The sequence below is a fragment of the Streptomyces lydicus genome, from assembly GCF_004125265.1.
In the GTDB taxonomy this organism is placed as follows: Bacteria; Actinomycetota; Actinomycetes; order Streptomycetales; family Streptomycetaceae; genus Streptomyces; species Streptomyces lydicus_C.
This window is the reverse complement of sequence record NZ_RDTE01000003.1, coordinates 7,076,160-7,094,864: the sequence shown is the minus strand read 5'-3', so window position 1 is coordinate 7,094,864 and position 18,705 is coordinate 7,076,160. Positions and strand designations below refer to the sequence as shown.

Annotated in this window: 12 protein-coding genes; 2 read left to right on the top strand and 10 right to left on the bottom strand. The window is 72.3% G+C overall.

The features are described from left to right. Window positions 1–105: 105 nt before the first annotated feature. The 6 genes from D9V36_RS33710 to D9V36_RS33685 all read right to left on the bottom strand — a co-directional run bounded on the left by D9V36_RS33710 (window position 106) and on the right by D9V36_RS33685 (window position 8,246). Window positions 106–771 carry a hypothetical protein gene (locus D9V36_RS33710; RefSeq protein ID WP_241721136.1) on the bottom strand — a complete coding sequence of 222 codons (666 nt, stop codon included), beginning with the start codon at window positions 769–771 and terminating at the stop codon, window positions 106–108. After that, the gene (locus tag D9V36_RS33705; protein ID WP_129297091.1) at window positions 756–1,772 is read right to left on the bottom strand and encodes a ParA family protein; all 1,017 of its coding nucleotides are present in this window, start codon (window positions 1,770–1,772) and stop codon (window positions 756–758) included. The genes D9V36_RS33710 and D9V36_RS33705 overlap by 16 nt, the downstream gene beginning before the upstream one ends. 488 nt (window positions 1,773–2,260) lie before the next feature. Next, window positions 2,261–3,376, bottom strand: coding sequence for an alanine dehydrogenase (gene ald, locus D9V36_RS33700; RefSeq protein WP_129298870.1), 1,116 nt, complete (start codon window positions 3,374–3,376; stop codon window positions 2,261–2,263). Between the two features lie 168 nt (window positions 3,377–3,544). Next, window positions 3,545–5,677 (bottom strand): tetratricopeptide repeat protein, encoded by a 2,133-nt coding sequence (locus D9V36_RS33695; protein ID WP_241721135.1) that lies wholly within the window; start codon window positions 5,675–5,677, stop codon window positions 3,545–3,547. A 171-nt stretch (window positions 5,678–5,848) separates the two neighbouring features. Beyond that, window positions 5,849–6,475, bottom strand: a complete 627-nt coding sequence (locus tag D9V36_RS33690; protein WP_129297090.1) for an NUDIX domain-containing protein — start codon at window positions 6,473–6,475, stop codon at window positions 5,849–5,851. Between the two features lie 97 nt (window positions 6,476–6,572). Further along, complete coding sequence (locus tag D9V36_RS33685) at window positions 6,573–8,246, bottom strand: CTP synthase (protein ID WP_129297089.1); 1,674 nt, start codon at window positions 8,244–8,246, stop codon at window positions 6,573–6,575. A gap of 463 nt (window positions 8,247–8,709) precedes the next feature. Here D9V36_RS33685 and D9V36_RS33680 point away from each other — a divergent pair, with 463 nt between their 5' ends. Both D9V36_RS33680 and D9V36_RS33675 read left to right on the top strand, forming a co-directional pair. Then, window positions 8,710–10,521 (top strand): glycoside hydrolase family 15 protein, encoded by a 1,812-nt coding sequence (locus tag D9V36_RS33680; RefSeq protein ID WP_129298868.1) that lies wholly within the window; start codon window positions 8,710–8,712, stop codon window positions 10,519–10,521. 67 nt (window positions 10,522–10,588) lie between these two features. Further along, window positions 10,589–12,253 (top strand): PucR family transcriptional regulator, encoded by a 1,665-nt coding sequence (locus D9V36_RS33675; protein ID WP_129297088.1) that lies wholly within the window; start codon window positions 10,589–10,591, stop codon window positions 12,251–12,253. Between the two features lie 84 nt (window positions 12,254–12,337). Here D9V36_RS33675 and D9V36_RS33670 read toward each other — a convergent pair whose 3' ends face one another. The 4 genes from D9V36_RS33670 to D9V36_RS33655 all read right to left on the bottom strand — a co-directional run bounded on the left by D9V36_RS33670 (window position 12,338) and on the right by D9V36_RS33655 (window position 18,281). Continuing rightward, window positions 12,338–13,501: a glycosyltransferase family 4 protein gene (locus tag D9V36_RS33670; protein WP_129297087.1), complete on the bottom strand. Its 1,164-nt coding sequence runs from the start codon at window positions 13,499–13,501 to the stop codon at window positions 12,338–12,340. Window positions 13,502–13,985: 484 nt separating this feature from the next. After that, window positions 13,986–14,777, bottom strand: coding sequence for a hypothetical protein (locus D9V36_RS33665; protein WP_129298867.1), 792 nt, complete (start codon window positions 14,775–14,777; stop codon window positions 13,986–13,988). Between the two features lie 104 nt (window positions 14,778–14,881). Beyond that, complete coding sequence (locus D9V36_RS33660) at window positions 14,882–16,087, bottom strand: LCP family protein (protein ID WP_129297086.1); 1,206 nt, start codon at window positions 16,085–16,087, stop codon at window positions 14,882–14,884. Window positions 16,088–16,184: 97 nt separating this feature from the next. After that, on the bottom strand, window positions 16,185–18,281 hold the full coding sequence (locus D9V36_RS33655; RefSeq protein WP_129297085.1) for a bifunctional polysaccharide deacetylase/glycosyltransferase family 2 protein: 2,097 nt from the start codon (window positions 18,279–18,281) through the stop codon (window positions 16,185–16,187). Window positions 18,282–18,705 lie beyond the last annotated feature (424 nt).

Here is an 18,705-nt window from a genome sequence, read left to right as displayed (position 1 = left end):
CGGCATCCTCCACAGGAAAGCGCCGCCACCACGGCGAGCGGCCACCCCGCAGCCAGCCTTCGGTGCCGGACCGGCCGCGCCCCACGCATGCGCCGGGGCCGGGCGTCAGCGCCCCCGCAGCCGCCGCACCAGAATGCTGGCGTCGCCGCGCGACTCCAGGTCGGCGAGGACGACGGCGACCGCCTCGCGGACGATCCGGCCGCGGTCGACGGCGAGACCGTGCTCACCGCGCAGCACCAGCCGGGCGTGTTCGAGGTCCATGAGCTCCTCGGCGGAGACATAGACGGTGATCTTCTCGTCGTGCCGCTCCCGGCCGCTGGGACGGCGGTTGGCGCCGCGGGAGCCGCCGCGCCGGCGCCCCTGGCCACCGGCCTGTGCTGTCGCCGCGGCCGCGTCGGGAGCCGCCTGGCCGCCCTGGCCCGACTGCGCCCGGTGGCCCTTGGCGGCGTCGCCGTCGTTCTCCCGGCCACCGTGCTCGGCCGGGGGGCCGACCGCGGGTACCCGGGGCGGTGTGGCCGGTCCGCCGTCGCCTGCCGTCGCCGCCGGGGCGTCCCAGCCGCTGCCCCCGGATTGTCGCTGCCGTACCGCGGTGGCCGTCTCCGGCCCCTCCTCCGCCGTAGCGGGCTCACCTGCCGGTGCGGGTACCCGGGGCGCCTCGCCGCCCGCCGTGGAGCCGTTCGCGGAGCGGCGGGGGCTGGAGGGCTGGAGCCCCCCTCCCCCGGTGGTGCGGAACAGTTCGTCGGCTCCCGGCAGACTCACTCGGCGTGACACCGGGCGAGCACCTCCCTGGCGAGCTGGCGATAGGCGGCGGCGCCGACGGAGTTGGAGGCGTACGTGGTGATCGGCTCGCCCGCGACGGTGGTCTCCGGGAAGCGGACCGTACGGCCGATGACGGTGTGGTAGACGTGGTCGTCGAAGGCCTCGACGACGCGCGCCAGCACCTCACGGCTGTGCACCGTGCGGGAGTCGTACATCGTCGCCAGGATGCCGTCCAGCTCCAGTTCGGGGTTGAGCCGTTCCTGGACCTTCTCGATCGTCTCGGTGAGCAGCGCGACACCGCGCAGCGCGAAGAACTCGCACTCCAGCGGCACGATGACCTTGTGAGCCGCCGTCAGGGCGTTGACGGTGAGCAGACCGAGGGAGGGCTGGCAGTCGATGACGATGTAGTCGTAGTCGGCCAGCAGCGGCTTCAGGGCGCGCTGCAGGGTCGACTCGCGCGCGACCTCGCTGACCAACTGCACCTCTGCCGCTGACAAATCGATATTGCTGGGCAGCAGGTCCATGTTGGGGACCGCGGTCTTCAGGAGCACTTCGTCGGCCGCCATGCCCCGCTCCATGAGCAGGTTGTAGACCGTCAGATCGAGCTCCATCGGGTTGACGCCGAGCCCGACCGACAGGGCGCCCTGCGGGTCGAAGTCGACGAGCAGCACCCGTCGTCCGTATTCGGCGAGCGCGGCACCCAGGTTGATGGTCGAGGTGGTCTTGCCGACCCCGCCCTTCTGGTTGCACATGGCGATGATTTTGGCGGGGCCGTGGTCGGACAGCGGTCCCGGGATGGGGAAATAGGGAAGCGGACGTCCGGTCGGGCCGACGCGCTCCCGGCGCTGGCGCGCGGCGTCCGGCGCGAGCGTCGCGGCATATTCGGGGTCGGGCTCGTACTCCGCGTCCGGATCGTAGAAGTGCCCCTCGGGCAGGTCGTCGTAGTCGGCGAGACGGGCGGGTTCTCCACTGCCCCGGTCGCCGGCCATGGCGTTCACGTGATGGCCGTCCATGCTCTGGTGGGCTGTCGTGGAAATGCTCTGATGGGCTGCGAAGGTGTGGACCGCAACGGAGCCGACAGCCTCGCGCCCCGAGGGACCCTGGTCCCCTGCAACCGCTCCTGGTTGACCACCTCCGGGAGTAAATGTCGACTCATTCACAAGTCGTCTTACCTCCTTGGATGTGACCAGGAAACTTTATCGATAGGTCAGCGTGGCACCATGCCGACGGTTGGCGACTCTATGGCGTGTCGGGCGTCCGCAGCAACACAATCCACCGGACCCGGCACGATGTGTCGGTAACCGGACCCTCGATGTCAAGGGCGCAAGGGGCGTCGGACCGAAGTTTCCGGGGTGCGCGAAACGGCTAAAGGGTCACGTTCGCGGCGAGTTGGGGACCGGCGTTCCGGAACGCGGCGTTCCGCGCCCCACGCATGCAACCGGCCGGGCCCTGTCGACAGGGCCCGGCCGGATATGCAGCGTTGACGCGCTTCGTTGACGTCTCAGCCGAGGAGCGTGCGCAGTTCGACGTGCTCCAGGCCGTGCGCCTCGGCGACGGGGCCGTAGACCACCTTGCCGTCGTGCGTGTTCAGGCCCTTGGCCAGCGCCGGGTCACGGCGCAGCGCCTCGACCCAGCCGCGGTTCGCCAGCTCCACGATGTAGGGCAGCGTGGCGTTGGTGAGCGCGTGGGTGGAGGTGTTCGGCACCGCGCCGGGCATGTTGGCGACGCAGTAGAAGACCGAGTTGTGGACCGCGAAGGTCGGCTCGGCGTGCGTGGTGGGACGCGAGTCCTCGAAGCAGCCGCCCTGGTCGATCGCGATGTCGACAAGAACACTTCCGGGCTTCATCTTGGCGACGAGCTCGTTGGTGACCAGCTTCGGCGCCTTGGCGCCGGGGATCAGGACGGCACCGACGACGAGGTCGGCCTCGACGACGGCCTTCTCCAGCTCGTAGGCGTTGGAGACGATCGTCTGCACCTTGGTGCCGAAGATCTTGTCGGCCTCGCGGAGCTTGTTGATGTCCTTGTCGAGCAGGGTGACGTGGAAGCCGAGGCCCACGGCGATCTGCAGCGCGTTCCAGCCGGAGACGCCACCGCCGATGATGACGGCCTTGCCCGCGTGGACACCGGGGACACCACCGGGCAGCACGCCGCGGCCGCCGGCCTGGCGCATCAGGTGGTAGGCGCCGACCTGCGGGGCGATCCGGCCCGCGACCTCGGACATCGGGGCGAGCAGCGGCAGCTGGCGGCCGGCCGTCTCGACGGTCTCGTAGGCGATCGCGGTGGTGCCGGACTCCAGCAGCGCGTCGGTGCACTCCCGGGAGGCGGCCAGGTGCAGGTAGGTGAAGAGCGTCTGGTCCTTGCGGAGGCGGTGGTACTCCTCCGCGATCGGCTCCTTGACCTTCAGCAGCAGGTCAGCGGTGCCCCAGATCTCGTCGGCGGTGTCCAGGATGGACGCACCGGCGGAGACGTACTCCTCATTCGTGATGGAGGAGCCGACGCCGGCGTCCTTCTCGATGAAGACCTGGTGGCCGTGGCGGACGAGTTCGTTCACTCCGGCGGGCGTGATAGCCACGCGGAACTCGTTGTTCTTGACCTCGCGGGGGATGCCGACCTTCACGTCGATCACGGTCCTTGAAAGAGAGGGTGCAGGAGGAATTATCCCCTCATGCGTTGCATGACGGAACTGACCGCGCCGAACGCGGCTCGGCCAGTCTATTGAAGGAGCTCTCGTTGTCTAGCCTTGCAAAGCATTAATTCTTGCGAGAAGCACCACCGATTTCGCAGGCTACTGGGAGTGATCTTCGAGGAGACGCTCCCCCACGGCCCGATGGAGCCGTGCCGCTGCCGGGTCCCCGAGGCGTTCGAGGGTGTCCGCAATCCGTAGTTGCAGTGCCGCCTCCAGTCGTCCGTCGCCCGCTTTCCTGGCGATGCCGAGGGCTTCGAGGCAGGTCCGCAGCGCCTCCTCGGGCCGCCCCGCGTACTCCTGCACCCGGGCCAGCTCGCCCGTCGCCCGCGCCTGACCGGCCACATCGCCGGTCCTGCGGTACGTGCCGACCGCCGCCCGCCAGGCCTTGAGCGCTTCACCCCACCGGCCCGCGTAGGTGTGCGCCCCGCCGATCCGGCCCTGCAGCCGCGCCGCGTCCCCGCTCTCGCCGCGGGCCAGCCGTAGCTCCAGCGCCCGGCCGTACCAGTCGGCGGCCCGCTGCCAGTCACCCAGCGTGGTGTACGTACCGCCCAGCGACTCCAGCGCCCGGCCGGTCGCCACCGGGTCCGGCACCGAGCGGGCCGCCTCCAGCGCACCCCGGTAGCGGGTGAGCGCCTGGTCGGTGCGGCCCGCCTGCCCGTCCAGGTCCGCGAGGTTCAGCAGGGCGGCGGCCTTCTCCCGCGGCAGCCCGCGCCGCTCGGCGACCCGGAGCACGAGGGTGTGCAGCGCATAGAGGTCCGGCGCGGCGGCCTCGGGGCCCTGGTGGGCGAGCAATGTGCGGGTCAGCGCGGCCATCAACCGGCGGTCCAGAGTGTCGAGTTCGCCGTCCGCGACGGCGATGGCGGCGGCGTCGAGCAGCGCCCCGCGGCGGGTGTGCAGCCAGTGCGCGGCCGCGGCCTTCGAGGAGAAACGCAGCGAGCGCGGCAGCCCGGCGACCTTGTGCCGGGCGGGGGAATCGGCCGGCTCGGCCATCGCCCGGCAGGACTGAAGCAGCCGTACGGTCCGCTCCAGCATCCGGGCGCGGGCCAGCTGGATGTCGGCCGGGCGCTCGTGTTCCCCCAGCAGATCGCGCGCCAGCGGGGCGAGGCAGCCGGGCAGGCGGTACTGCGGACGCAGGGCCGGATCAGGTGCACCCTCGCCGGCTGCGGCCCCGTCGCCGATGGCGCCGGCCGGCCGCAGCAGGCCCAGCGTGGTGAAGTCGTCCAGCGTCGTGGCCGCCGCCGCCACCGAGCAGCCGGCCAGGGCGGAGGCGATATGCGCGTCCACGAGACCGGCCGGGGCCAGGGTGATCAGCCGCAGTATGCGGGCGGCGGGCGGCGGCAGGGCATCGTGGACGAGCCGGAAGGCGCGGTACAGCGGGCGGGCACCGGTGGGCAGGTCCTCGGGCAGCGCGACGGCGTGCAGCGCCTGGTACAGATCGGCGACCGAGGACATGGGGCGGGCGGCGAGCCAGGCACCCGCCAGCACCAGCGCGGCGGGCTGGCCGCCGCACTCCTCGGCGACGCTGTCGGCGGTGCGCGGGTCGACGGTGATCCGGGTCGGCCCGGCGTACCGGCTGAGCATGGCGACACCGGCCGCGCTGTCCAGGCCGCCCAGGGCGCACGGCCGGACGTCCGAGATGCCGGTCAGCGGACCCTGCGAGACCACCACGACCAGGCAGTCGGGGGCATCCGGGAGCAGCGGTTCGACCTGCTCGGCGCCGGGTGCGTCATCCAGGAAGAGCAGCGCGCGACGCCCGGCGAGGGCCTCGCGCAGCTGCTCGGTCAGCTCGTCCTCGGCGGCCCCCGGCACGGCGCCCCGGCCGAGCGCGGCCAGCAGCTCCCGCGCGGTGCGGCCGGTGTCGGCCGGTTCGCCGCCCGGCCCGGTGAGCGTGGCCCGCAGCACTCCGTCGGGATGGCCGTCCGCCAGCTCGTGCAGCAGCTCCTCGGCCAGGGCCGTACGTCCGGAGCCGGGACGGCCGGCGATCAGCAGCACCCGGCTGCGGGTGCCCTTGCGGCCGGAGAGGGTGTCCAGGCCGGCCCGGGCGATATCGGCGTGCAGCGCCTTGAGCTCACGGCGGCGTCCGGCGAAACCGCCGGTGACGGAAGCAGCGGCGGGGCGGGCGGCGGCGCCGTCTCTGCGGGCCCCCGGTGCCCGCCGTCCGGGTGCCGCCATGGCAGGCCCGTCCGCCGTCTTCGGCGGGAGGTGCCCCCCGCCCACCGCCTGATCCGTCACCGGTCACGCTCCCGTCCACCTGCACGTACGTGTCCGCCGCCGGGACGGAACGCTGCCGAGCGTAGTTCACGGGCCGTCACCTCCCCTGCAGAGCAGGGCGGTTGCGTCACCCGATCGGATCGGTGGATCATCCGACCGGCTCGTGGCGGACGGGGCGGCGGGTCCGGCGGCTCAGGCCTCGAAGGGGCGGGCCGGCCACGGGGCACCGGCCGGCCGCAGCGCGTCCAGGCCCTCGCCGCCCTGGGCCGCGGTCAGCGCCAGCACCCCCACGACGAGACAGTTGTTGTGCAGATCACCGGCGAATACCCGGCGGACCAGCTCGTCCTGCGGCACCCGCGCCAGCTCCATGTCGGCCTCCTCCTCGGAGACCTCGAAGCGCTCCCCCTCGGCCTCGGACAGGCCACGGGCGAGGAAGATCCGTACGGCCTCGTCGCAGCCGCCGGGCGTGGTGTAGACATCGGTCAGCACCCGCCAGTCCGCGGCCTTGACGTGTGCCTCCTCGTACAGCTCGCGCTGCGCGGCGTGCAGCGGGTTCTCACCGGGGATGTCGAGCAGCCCGGCGGGGATCTCCCACAGCTTCTGGCGCACGGGGTGGCGGTACTGGCGCAACACCAGCACCCGGCCCTCGTCGTCGAGGGCGAGGACGGCCACGGAGCCTGGGTGGACCTGGTAGTCGCGGGTGACGGTGGAGCCGTCCGGCATGACGACCGTGTCGGTGCGCACGCTGGTCTTGTTCCCGGTGAACGGCGTCGTGGTCGCGGTGACCGTCCACTCCTCGGGGGTGTCCTTGATCGCCATGGCGCGTCCTCCTGTGTGTTGCCGATGCCAAACGCAGAAACCGGGGCACGACCTCGAAGAGGCCGTACCCCGGCAACCGTATCCGCCGCGGTGTCCGTTACTTCGCGGTGCCCGTCTTGCGCGCGACCGCGGCCTTCACCAGCCCGGCGAAGAGCGGGTGCGGGCGGGTCGGACGGGAGCGCAGCTCGGGGTGCGCCTGGGTGGCGACGAGGTAGGGGTGCACCTCGCGCGGGTACTCGACGTACTCGACGAGCTTGTTGTCCGGAGAGGTGCCGGAGAACTGCAGCCCGGCCTTCTTCTCCAGCTCACCGCGGTAGGCGTTGTTGACCTCGTAGCGGTGGCGGTGGCGCTCCTCGACGTACGGCTGGTCGTCGTAGACCTCGCGGACGATGGAGCCCTCGGCGAGCTTGGCCGGGTACATACCCAGTCGCATCGTGCCGCCCATATCGCCCTCACCTGCGACGATGTCCATCTGCTCGGCCATCGTGGAGATCACCGGGTCGGCGGCGGCCGGGTCGAACTCGGTGGAGTTCGCGCCCTCGATGCCGGCCAGGTTGCGGGCCGCCTCGATGACCACGCACTGCAGGCCCAGGCACAGGCCGAGCAGCGGGAGCTTGTGCTCCCGGGCGTAGGTGATCGCGCCGACCTTGCCGTCCACGCCGCGGTCGCCGAAGCCGCCGGGGATGCAGACGGCGTCGCAGTCGCCGAGCTGCTGGGCGGCGCCGGCCGGGGTCTTGCAGTCGTCGGAGGTGACCCACTTCAGCTTCACGCGGGTCTTGTTCGCGAAGCCGCCGGCCCGCAGCGCCTCGGTGACCGAGAGGTAGGCGTCCGGCAGGTCGATGTACTTGCCGACCAGCGCGACCTTGACCTCGTGGTCGGGGTTGTGGACGCGGTCGAGCAGGTCCTCCCACTGGGTCCAGTTCACATCGCGGAACGGGAGGTCCAGCTTCCGTACGACATAGGCGTCCAGGCCCTCGGTGTGCAGGACCTTGGGGATGTCGTAGATCGACGGGGCGTCGATCGCGGCGACGACCGCGGCCTCGTCGACGTCGCACATCAGCGAGATCTTGCGCTTGATGGCGGTCGGCACCTCGCGGTCGGCGCGCAGCACGATCGCGTCGGGCTGGATGCCGATGTTGCGCAGCGCCGCGACCGAGTGCTGGGTCGGCTTGGTCTTCAGCTCACCGGAGGGGCCGATGTAGGGGAGCAGCGAGATGTGCACGACGAAGACGTTGTCCCGGCCGACCTCGTGGCGGACCTGGCGGACCGTCTCCAGGAACGGCAGCGACTCGATGTCGCCGACGGTGCCGCCGACCTCGGTGATGACGACGTCGACGTCCTCGGTCGCCATCCGCCGGATGCGGTGCTTGATCTCGTTGGTGATGTGCGGGATGACCTGCACGGTGTCACCGAGGTACTCGCCGCGCCGCTCCTTGGCGATCACGGTGTTGTAGACCTGGCCGGTGGTGACGTTCGCGGAGCCGTCGAGGTCGACGTCGAGGAAGCGCTCGTAGTGGCCGATGTCCAGGTCGGTCTCGGCGCCGTCGTTGGTGACGAAGACCTCACCGTGCTGGAACGGGTTCATCGTTCCCGGGTCGACGTTCAGGTACGGGTCGAGCTTCTGCATCGTGACCCGCAGGCCCCGCGCCTTGAGGAGAGCACCCAGGCTGGAGGCGGTGAGCCCCTTGCCCAGCGAGGAGGCGACGCCCCCGGTGACGAAGAGGTGCTTGGTCGTCGTGGCTGCATTCATTCGAGAAGCAGTGGGCGGCATGGCCAAGAGGGAGCTCCCGTGGTCGCGAGGTGGAGAGGTGCGAAGCGGCGTGGGGCCTGGGGTTCAGGTGCCGTCGCTGCGGTTCGGGGGTGCCGTGACTTCTGCCGTGACATCTATCTGCGTCCCACCGGTCCACGGGGTACCAGGCTATCAGCGACCCGGCATGGTCGTGTCCGGCCGCACGGGGAATCCGGCGGCGGTGGTTCCGGATGACGCTGTCACGTGACGGAGGCCACCCGTTTGGACCGCTTCACTCCTCGCGAGGGGCGCGCGGATCACCCACGTGCGTCGTATCCTGCTCGGACACTCGCGACGAGCCGCCCGGGAAGGCAGCACCCTCCCCCAGCTACCGCTGGACGGTGCCCCCAGCCCGATTTCCGGTCCCGCTGCTCGGCGACGTTTCATGGGCAGGACGGACCGATTCATACGTCCCATGGGGGGCGTGACTCCAGTTCGACGGGAGATGCACGTGGCCGGGCGCATCGAGGACTACGCACTTATCGGCGATATGCAGACCGCCGCCCTAGTGTGCAGGGACGGCACGGTCGACTGGCTGTGCCTGCCGCGCTTCGACTCCCCGGCGGTCTTCGCAGGGCTGCTGGGCACGGAGGAGCACGGATTCTGGCGGATGGGGCCGGTCAACGGCTCCGGGGGGCGGCCCGTACCGGCCGACCGCCGGCGATACCGGGGCGATTCGCTCGTCCTGGAGTCGGAGTGGGACACCCCGCGCGGCACCGTCCGCGTGATCGACTTCATGCCGCCGCGTGACGGCGCACCGCAGCTGATCCGCATCGTGGAGGGTGTCAGCGGCCGGGTCCCGATGCGCTCGGAGCTGCGGATGCGGTTCTCCTACGGCTGGGTCGTGCCCTGGGTGCACAAGATCGACGACCGTACGGTCGCGGTGGCGGGCCCCGATTCGGTGTGGCTGGACACCGAGGCGGAGACCTACGGCAAGGACCTGACGACGTTCTCCGACTTCACCGTCTCGCCGGGTGAGCGGATCGCGTTCACGATCAGCTGGGAGCCGTCCCACAAGCCGCCGCCGGCCGTGGCGGAGCCCGAGGCGTCGCTGGAGGCGACCGAGGAGTTCTGGCGCGAGTGGGTCGAGCACTGCACGTACCACGGCCCCTACCGCGATGCGGTGGTGCGCTCGCTGATCACGCTCAAGGCGCTGACGTACGCGCCGACCGGCGGGATCGTGGCGGCGCCGACGACCTCGCTGCCGGAGTGCATCGGCGGCGTGCGCAACTGGGACTACCGCTTCACCTGGCTGCGGGACGCCGCGATCACCCTGTCCTCCCTGCTGCGCACCGGCTACCGCGAAGAGGCGCGGGCCTGGCGGGAGTGGCTGCTGCGGGCGGTGGCCGGCGATCCGGAGAACCTGCAGATCATGTACGGCATCGCCGGTGAGCGGGAGTTGGGCGAGAACGACCTCAACTGGCTTCCCGGGTACGAGAATTCCCGTCCGGTGCGGGTCGGCAACGGCGCCGCAGGGCAGCTCCAGCTCGATGTCTACGGAGAGGTCACCGAGGCGCTGCACCTGGCGCACATGACGGGGCTGGCGCGCAACGACTACGCCTCGCTGCTCCAGCTCAAGCTGATCCAGTGGGTGGAGAAGCACTGGGACGAGCCGGACGAGGGGATCTGGGAGGTCCGCGGCCCGCGCCGGCACTTCGTGCACTCCAAGGTGATGACCTGGGTCGCGGTCGACCGCACGGTCAAGCTGATCGAGTCCGGGGACGTCGACGGGCCGCTGGAGCGCTGGAAGGACCTGCGCGAGACGATCCACCGGGACGTCTGCGAGAACGGCTACGACAAGGAGCGCAACACCTTCACCCAGTCCTACGGCTCGCAGGAGCTGGACGCCTCGCTGCTGCTGATCCCGCAGATGGGGTTCCTGCCGCCGGACGACAAGCGCGTCATCGGCACGATCGAGGCGATCCAGCGGGAGCTGTCCACCGAGGACGGCTTCGTGCTGCGCTACCCGACGTCCGGTGCCGACGATCTCGGCGTGGACGGCCTGGAGGGCGAGGAGGGCGCCTTCCTGGCGTGCTCGTTCTGGCTCGCCGACGACCTCGCGATGATCGGCCGGGTCGACGAGGCCCGCAAGCTCTTCGAGAAGCTGCTCTCGCTCCGCAACGACCTGGGGCTGCTCGCCGAGGAGTGGGACCCCAAGGCCAAGCGGCAGGTCGGCAACTTCCCGCAGGCGTTCAGCCATGTTCCGCTGATCGACACGGCGCTGCGGCTGACGGCCAGCGGGGCGTACGGAGGTTAGCCCCCCTTCGGGGTGCCGTCCGGACCGCGCTGCTCCGCACTGCGGAATACGGGTACCGTTCCAGGTCATGGGGCCGGAAGCGAAGATCGAAGCCGAGATCACGGTACGCAGGGCACTGGAGCTGCCCGCGCTGCGGCGTGGTCTGCCGGAGGTCCTGGCCGGCGAGGACCGGCTGGACCGCCCGGTGCGCTGGGTGCACGCGGGCGAGGTCCCGCACATCGCCTCGCTGCTCAAGGGCGGCGAGCTGCTGCTGACCACCGGGCTCGGACTCGGTGCCCGGCCGTCCGAACAGCGCGCCTTCATCCGTAAGCTCGCGGACCGCGAGATCGCCGCTCTCGTCGTGGAACTGGGGTCCCGTTTCGCGTCCCTGCCGGCCGCGCTGGTCGACGCCGCACGGGACTGCGGACTGCCGCTGATCCAGCTGCACCGCGAGGTCCCGTACGTCACGGTCACCGAAGCGATCCACACCGAGATCATCAACAGCCACTATGCGCTGCTGCGGCGCGCCGACGAGATCCTGCGGCGCTGCACGGATGTGCTGCTGCGGGGCGGCGGCGCTCCCGAGGTGCTGCGGCTGCTGGCCGTCTTCACCGGCAACCCGCTCTGTCTGGAGGCCCCCGACGGCAGCCCGCTGTACGCGGCGGGCCCGGACGCCGACGACGGCCCGGCGGACGCCGATCCGCTGGTGGCCTGGGAGGGCCTGCGCGACACCGGCGTACGCATCGACGTTCCCGGATGGGGGTCTCCCCGCTCCAGCGGAGCGGAGAGCGGGGCAGGCCCCGGCCCGGACGCGGTCCGCGCCCGGCTCGTCCTGCTGCCCGTCAACGCCCCCTTGGCGCCGGTGCACCGGATCGCCGCCGAGCGCGCGGCCGACCTGCTGGCCGTCGTCATGCTCCAGTCCCGCCAGGAGGAAGTGCTCGCCGCCCGTGGCCGCGGCGACTTCCTCGCCGACCTGGCGGAGGGCCGGATCTCCGCCGCCGAGGCGCCCGGCCAGGCCCGCCTGCTGGGCTTCCGCCCCGGCACGGACCCCGTGCTCCCGGTGGTGATGCGGCTGCCGGCCGGCCTTCCCTCCCCCGGCAGCTGGGCGCTGCTCGCCCAGGCGCTGCGCGAGGAACTTGCCGCCCCCGGAGTGCCCGTGCTCCTCGGCGTACGCCCCGTGGAGGGCCGGGTCCCGATGCTCGTCGCGCTGCGCGCGGGCCAGGACCGCGAGGCGCTCGCCGGCCGGATCGCCGACGCGCTGCGCGCCGGAGTCGTCCGCACCGGCCTGGACCGGCCGGCCGCCCACCGTCCGGTGGTCGTGGTCGGCACACCGGGCGACTGGGCGGCGGCGGGCCCCGGCCTGCGGCATGCCGCGGAGGCGGCGGCCGCGGCCCAGGGGCTGCCGGAAGCGCCCTGGTACGACGCGCGCCGCCTGGACATCGAGCTGCTGCTGTGGCGGATGCGCGAGCTGGGCGAACAGGGGGTGCTCACCGACTTCGTGGAGCGCGCCATCGGGCCGCTGCTCGCCCATGACCGTGGTGCCCGTCAGCCGCTGCTGCCGACGCTGGAGGCCTATCTGGCCAGCGCGGGCCGCAAGGCGGAGACCGCCCGCGACCTGAATGTGAACCGGCAGACGCTGTACGACCGGCTGGCCCGTATCGCTCAGCTGCTGGGCACGGACCTGGACGATCCGCAGACGGGCCTGGGGCTGCGCCTGGCCCTGCGCGCCAGGCGTCATACGGACAAGCCGTAACGGGCGGAGGGCCGGACGCGTCCGGCGGCGCCCGGCCGTGACGGTCACACCCGGCCGCCGCGACGCCTCGATACCGACGCCCGGCTACGCGGGCTGAACCGGCTGGGTCAATTCGTCGTAGACGCTGAGGACCTGGGTGACGGTGTCGTTCTCGCTGGGCCAGCCGGCGGCTTGGTCGCGGCCCGCCGCGGCGAGTGCGTCCCGCCGAACCGGATCGGCGAGGAGCGCGAGCACCGTACGGGCCAGGGCGGCGGCGTCGCCGTAACGCACCAGTTCCGCGGCGCGGCCGACCAGTTCGCGGGTGCCTCCGGTGTCGGTGGCGACCAGCGGCACCCCGGCGCGCAGCGCCTCCTGGGCGATCAGCGAGCGGGCCTCCCACCTGCTGGGCAGCACCACCAGGTCGGCGGCGGCGAGGAGTTCGGGCACATCGTCGCGGCGCCCGAGCAGCTGGACGGGCAACTGCTCGGCATCGATCCGCCGCTGCAGTGCCGCCCGCTGCTCGCCCTCCCCCGCGATGGCGACCAGCGGCTGCGGGTCGAGCGCGCACCAGGCGTGCGCCGCGTCCAGCAGGAGGTCATGCCCCTGGCTCGGGTCGAGACGGCCGACCGCGAGCAGCAACGGACGGTCCACCGCGCCCAGTTCGGCCCGCTCCTTGCGGAACATCCGGTCGTCGTTCCCGGGCTCGGCCGGCGCGCCGCCCGAGCGGGGGCGGGGAATCGCGACCGGCGCGAGCCGGGCATCACGCGCGCCCCGCTCACGCGCCCGGTCCACGAGGTCGGAGCACGCCCCCAGTACGACAGCCGCCGCCCGCGCCACCCGCCGTTCCATCAGATGCACCAGCCCGGCCCGCGCGCCCTCGGTGTGCGCCTTGGTGTGCCAGGTGAGGACCAGGGGAACCCGCCGCCCGCCCCGGGGGCCGCGCAGTCCGCGCAGCGCCATCGAGGCACGCAGCCCGGCCCGCAGACCGTGCGCATGCACGAGGTCGGCATCCCAGCAGGCGCTGCGCAGCGAGGCCACGCTCGCCGGATCCGTACGCGGAGGGACCGGCACGAACCGCGCGCCCGCGCCGGTGAAGTCGTAGGCCTCCTCGGATTCCGGGGTGGCGCACACGGTCACCCGCACCCCGCGTGCGACGAGCCCTTCGGCCAGCGAGCGGACGTGCGCGGCGCTGCCGGCACTGCCGTGCCCCAGCACCTGGACCGTGCGCAGCGGCGACAGCCCGTGCGCCGGGGCCGGGGTGCTGATCACGTGGTCGGGGCTCCTGGGTCGGGGCGGACGGGCCGTACCGGCGGGTCGGTCCGTTGGTGCGGGGTGCCGCGACGCGGACGAGCGGCCGCCCGCCTGCCCGGCGGACGGGCAGGACGGGGCGAGCACGCCCGACGGGACGGGGCGAGCACGCCCGCGACTGCGCACCGCGCCCAGGATGCCAGCCCCGCGATGTCAATTCGGCACCGTCGGCCCGCCGTTCCGGTGGGAAGTCTCACCCCGGCACCCATCAGATCACCCACATGGGCGACAAACCGCCCGCGCGGATGAACGGCTCGTTCGAGTGAGTCCACTTCCTGGAGTGCGCCTGCGCCGCGACAGGGGGCGCGTACGCCGTCGGCCGGAGCGCATGGGTGTATGGCCGGATGGGCGGTGGGGGGAGGTGGTGTTCGACGGCGCTCGCGGGCTTCGGACAGCCGCGTCTCTGGGCTTCGGTCGCCCCCGCCCCGGCCCCTCCCCCGCGGCCTCAGAGCGCCGCGGCCGCCCGGCTGACGCGGTCCCCCGCGGCCGCCGCGGCGACCAGTGCCGCGGCGCGTGCGGCCAGTCCCCGGCGGCCGTTGCCCGCGACGATGGCGACGCCGAGCGCCGCGCCGAGGGCGTGCGCCCCGGAGTCCCCGATCATCGTGCGCTCCCCGAGGTCATCGCCGATGACGGCCGCCGCGGCCCCCAGGGGCGCCGCGGACAGCGGGCCCGCCGGACCGCGGCGCAGCAGCCCGGGAGCTCCGATCGCCAGCACGGCGCCGGCCGCCCGGCCGGGACGGACGTCCAGGAGGTTCACCAGGTGGGCCGAGCCCGCTATCACCACACCGGCCAGGAGCTTGTCGGCCGGACGCTCCTTGAGGAGGGCCCCCGCCGCCAGCCCCGCGGCGCCGATCCCGAACAGCTTCACGGCGCCGCTGGTGACTTCCTTGTCCCGGAGTGCCGAAAGGTGCGCCCGGAATCCGCGGCGGGGGTCATCCGCGCCGATCACGTCGTCGTACGCCCCGCAGCCCCCGGCGGCCAGTACTGCCAGCGCCGTGGCGGCCCGGGTCCGGGCGGGCAGCCCCGGTGCGGTGGCGGCGGCGAGCGCGGTGCCGGTGGCCGTGGCGAGCCCGGCGTGGAGATCGACGATCCGGCCGGCGTAGTTCTTCCGCTCCCACCGGGCGGCACCACCCGGCGGCCGCTTCCGGAGTGCTTTGTACGCGGCCCAGGTCACCCCTGCCGCCCCCATGAGCACCGAGATCCGCCCCGGCACCCTGTTACCTGCCGCCGCCACCATGTCGCTCCCCTCGCCCGGCACCGTGCCGCGCTCAACTGCCGTCACCCTAAAGCGCTTCACCCGTTACCCGGCGGACGGGACGGCCCTCTCAGGGGGAGGCATCCCTAGGGGGTGCCGTTCCGGTCCTTCGCCCCGGCCGTCACCGGCTGATCGTCGTGCAGTTCCGCGAAGAGCTTCTTCGCCCGTGGTACGTCCCACTTCACGGCGCTGCCCTTGGGGGTCTTGAAGCCGAGGCTGGAGACCGGGACGCGGACGCGGGCGCCGTTGCCGGCCGAAACGCTCCTCATCGCCTCGAAGAGCGAGGTGAGGTTCCACAGGCTCATGCCCTTGTCGACGATGAGCGTGTCGAGGCCCGCGTCCAGGGTGGGGTAGATCTTGGACGGGTTGAGCAGGGTGCCGGGTGTGGCCGCCTTGTGGGAGAGCGCGGCCAGGAATTTCTGCTGGTTCCGGCTGCGGCCGAGGTCGCCCTGGGCCTCCTGATGGCGCTGGCGGACGAACGCGAGCGCGGCGCGGCCGTCGAGCGTATGGCAGCCCTTGGTGAGGTTTTCGCCGGACTTTTCGTCCTTGACCGCCTTGTCCAGACACATCGGCACTCCGCCGACCGCGTCCACGATGCCGACGAAGCCCGCGAAGCCGATCTCCGTGTAGTGCCCGATGTGCAGGCCCGTGTTGTGCTCGACGGTCCGGACGAGCAGTTCGGGGCCGCCGCGTGAGAACGCCGCGTTGAGCTTGTCCTTCGACGCGGCGTAGTGCTTGCCGGTCTCGGGGCGGGTGTACGGCGGGATGGTCACCCAGGAGTCGCGCGGCAGGCTCATCATGGTGGTGCCGTGGGCGCCGGTGTGCAGCAGGATCATCGAGTCGGTGCGGCGGCCCGCGGCCGCCGAGCCGCCGGTGTGCAGGTCCTTCAACTGCTTTCCCGACAGGCCCTGGCGGCTGTCGGAGCCCACGATCAGATAGTTGGCGCCCTTGCCGGGCGCCGCCCGGCCGGCGAGCTTGCCGAGGTCGACGTCGCGCTCCAGCTTGGTGTCGGCCCAGGTGTAGGTGCCGACGGAGGCGAGCAGGGCCACGGCGATCAGGAGGCCCGAGAGCCGCAGGATCCGGCGGCGCCAGGTGGGACGGATGGCCGCGGGCCGGGTGCTCCTGCGCACGGGCCCGCCGCGCCCGCCGTACGGGCCGGGCAGCCGTGGCTCGATGACCGGCTGCGGCGCAGACGGGTCGTGCCGCCGTACCTGCCCGGTGACGGGGTGCACCGGCTCCCCCGCACCACCGTCAGGGGTGGCGTCAGGGACCCGGGCCGGCCAGTCACTCATGGGCGGACAGTCTCCCTGCTTGCGCGCACTTCACCAAATATTGCGCCATTGCGCACCACCGGAAGGGCTCCCAGAGGGGGGAAAGCGGACTTCGAGGTCATCTCGACGACAGCCTCCGGTACGTCACCGGCTGCCCGATCTGCTGTGCGGCCGTCCCCGAGCGGTGCATCCGGTGCCACTTCAGGCGGGTGCCGAGCAGGAAGGCCACCACGGACTGGATCACGACGAGGTACATCAGCTGCCGGTAGACCAGGAGCTGGAACGGCATCGCCCACAGTGACCGCAGCTTCTCCCCGTCCAGCCGCAGCGCGTATCCGGCGCAGAGCAGTTGCACGAGCAGGAAGCCGCACCAGACGCCGGCCGACTGCCAGGGGCCGAGGAAGAGCAGCCCGTACAGCGCGAAGATGTCGACGACCGGCGCGAACAGCGGCAGCGCGACCTGGAACAGGACGAGATAGCTCAGTCCGCGGCGGCCGGAGCGCCCGGCCGGCCCCGCCTGCACGAGGACCCCGCGGTGCTTCCACATCGCCTGGATCGTGCCGTAGCACCAGCGGTAGCGCTGCCGCCACAGCTGCCGCAGCGAGGTGGGCACCTCGGTCCAGGCCACCGCGGACTCCTCGTACAGCACCCGCCAGCCCGCCTGCCACAGGGCCATGGTGAGGTCGGTGTCCTCGGCGAGGGTGTCCTCGCTGACACCGCCGACGCCCATCAGCGCATCCCGGCGGAAGGCCCCGATCGCACCGGGAACCGTCGGCATGCACTCCAGCACCTCGAACATCCGCCGGTCGAGGTTGAACCCGAAGACGTACTCCAGGTGCTGCCACCTGCCCAGCAGACGACGGCGGTTGCCGACCTTGGTGTTGCCGCTGACCGCACCCACCGCCGGGTGGGCGAGCGGCTGGATGAGGTGGTGAATGGCGTCGCTTTCGAAGACGGTGTCGGCGTCGACCATGACCACGATCTCGTACCGCGCATGGGCCAGCCCCGTATTGAGGGCGGCCGCCTTGCCCGCATTGGCCTGGCGGATCACCCGCACCCGCGGATCGCCGATCCGGGCCGCGATGTCCGCCGTACCGTCCGACGACCCGTCGTCGATCACGATGATCTGCAGCTGCCGGTGGGTCGAGGCGAGCAGCGAACGGACGGTGGACTCGATACCCGCCGCTTCGTTGTACGCGGGGACCAGCACCGTCACCGGATCGGTGACCTCCCGCAGCACGGTCGATCCGGGGCGGATACGGGTCAGCCGCCGGACATGGGTACGGGCGAAGAACACCAGCATCGCCAGCCGCAGCAGCCCCAGTCCGCCCGCAACGGCGAGCACCCAGGCCATCGCGCTGATGAAGGCGTGCCCCAGGGCCTTGGCCCAGATCAGAGCCGTCCCCGACCAGCGCTCGACACCGGAGGCCGGCACCTCGGGCGGGGGCTGCCCGACTCCCGCCGTCACGGTGGTGAACCTGTCGGCCTTCGGGTTGTCGAGCAGTTCCTTGCTGCCCAGGTATCCGAGATCGTTCTGGCCGAACTGCCGGATCACGCCCTGCGACGGATTACGGAACCACCGGTCGGCGGCGACCAGGGTGTACCCCTCCGCGCCGGCCTTCTGGGCGGCCTTCCACTCCGCGCCGCACAGGGTGTCCACCGAAGTGGTCTGCGGCAGCCGCAGCAGCTTGGTGTGGAGGCCCGCGCTGCCCGCCAGCACCTTCTGTGTGAGCGACTGCTCCAGCGAGGCGCGCAGCGGCGAGGAGGCGCCCATGGCGGCGCCGGTGTAGGTGTTCGAACCGATCTCGTGGCCCTCGGATCGGATCCGCCGCACCAGCTCCGGGTACTGGGCCGCCTGCGCGCCGCGGAGGAAGAACGTGGCGTGGGCGTGGTACTTGCGCAGCAGGTCGAGCAGCCGGGGTGTCCATACGGGGTCGGGCCCGCCGTCGTAGGTGAGCGCCACCGTACGGGCCGGCACCGCGGACGAGACCGCTTTGCCGTCGTGGAACCGGAGCACCGGGCCGCCCTTGGCAACGGACCCGGGCACGGGGCTGGTGCAGTCCTTGCGCGTCTTCGCGGCGTCCACCTCATGGGTGGTCCAGCCCTCGAAGAGCAGGGCGCCGAACATCACCGGGAGGATCAGGAGGAGCAGCAGCCAGTGACCGCGCGGGTCGCGGGGCCGCCGGTGCCGGGCCCGGTTCGCGCGGCGTCTCACACGGTCCCCGGGGCGCCGCAGACCGGCGCCGAGGGGGTGCGGCCGCGGACGGCGGAGGTCCGGTACGGGGCGGCTGTGACGGTCGCGAGCAGGTTCCGCGCGGCCCCAGAGCGCCCGGCGCAAGCAGCGGCGCACGGTCGGCCGTCGCGCATCTTGTGCCGGTTTGCATACCGTCGGGGCTCACACATGGTGGGCGAGTGTAGTCATGGCCGGAGGGGGCCACGTCGCGAAGATCATCAGCACCCGGCCCGTCACATGGGCTTCTGACCAGCACAAACGGCGGCGCGGGTAGACCGGGCGGCCGATGTCGTGGCGGCCGCGCCGTGAGCGATGCCACTCGGCGGGCCGGCGTCGGCTCGGCGGCCGGCACCGGCCCCCGGCCGCCGTCGGCTCACCGGCTGCTGCCGGCTCATCGACCACCGCC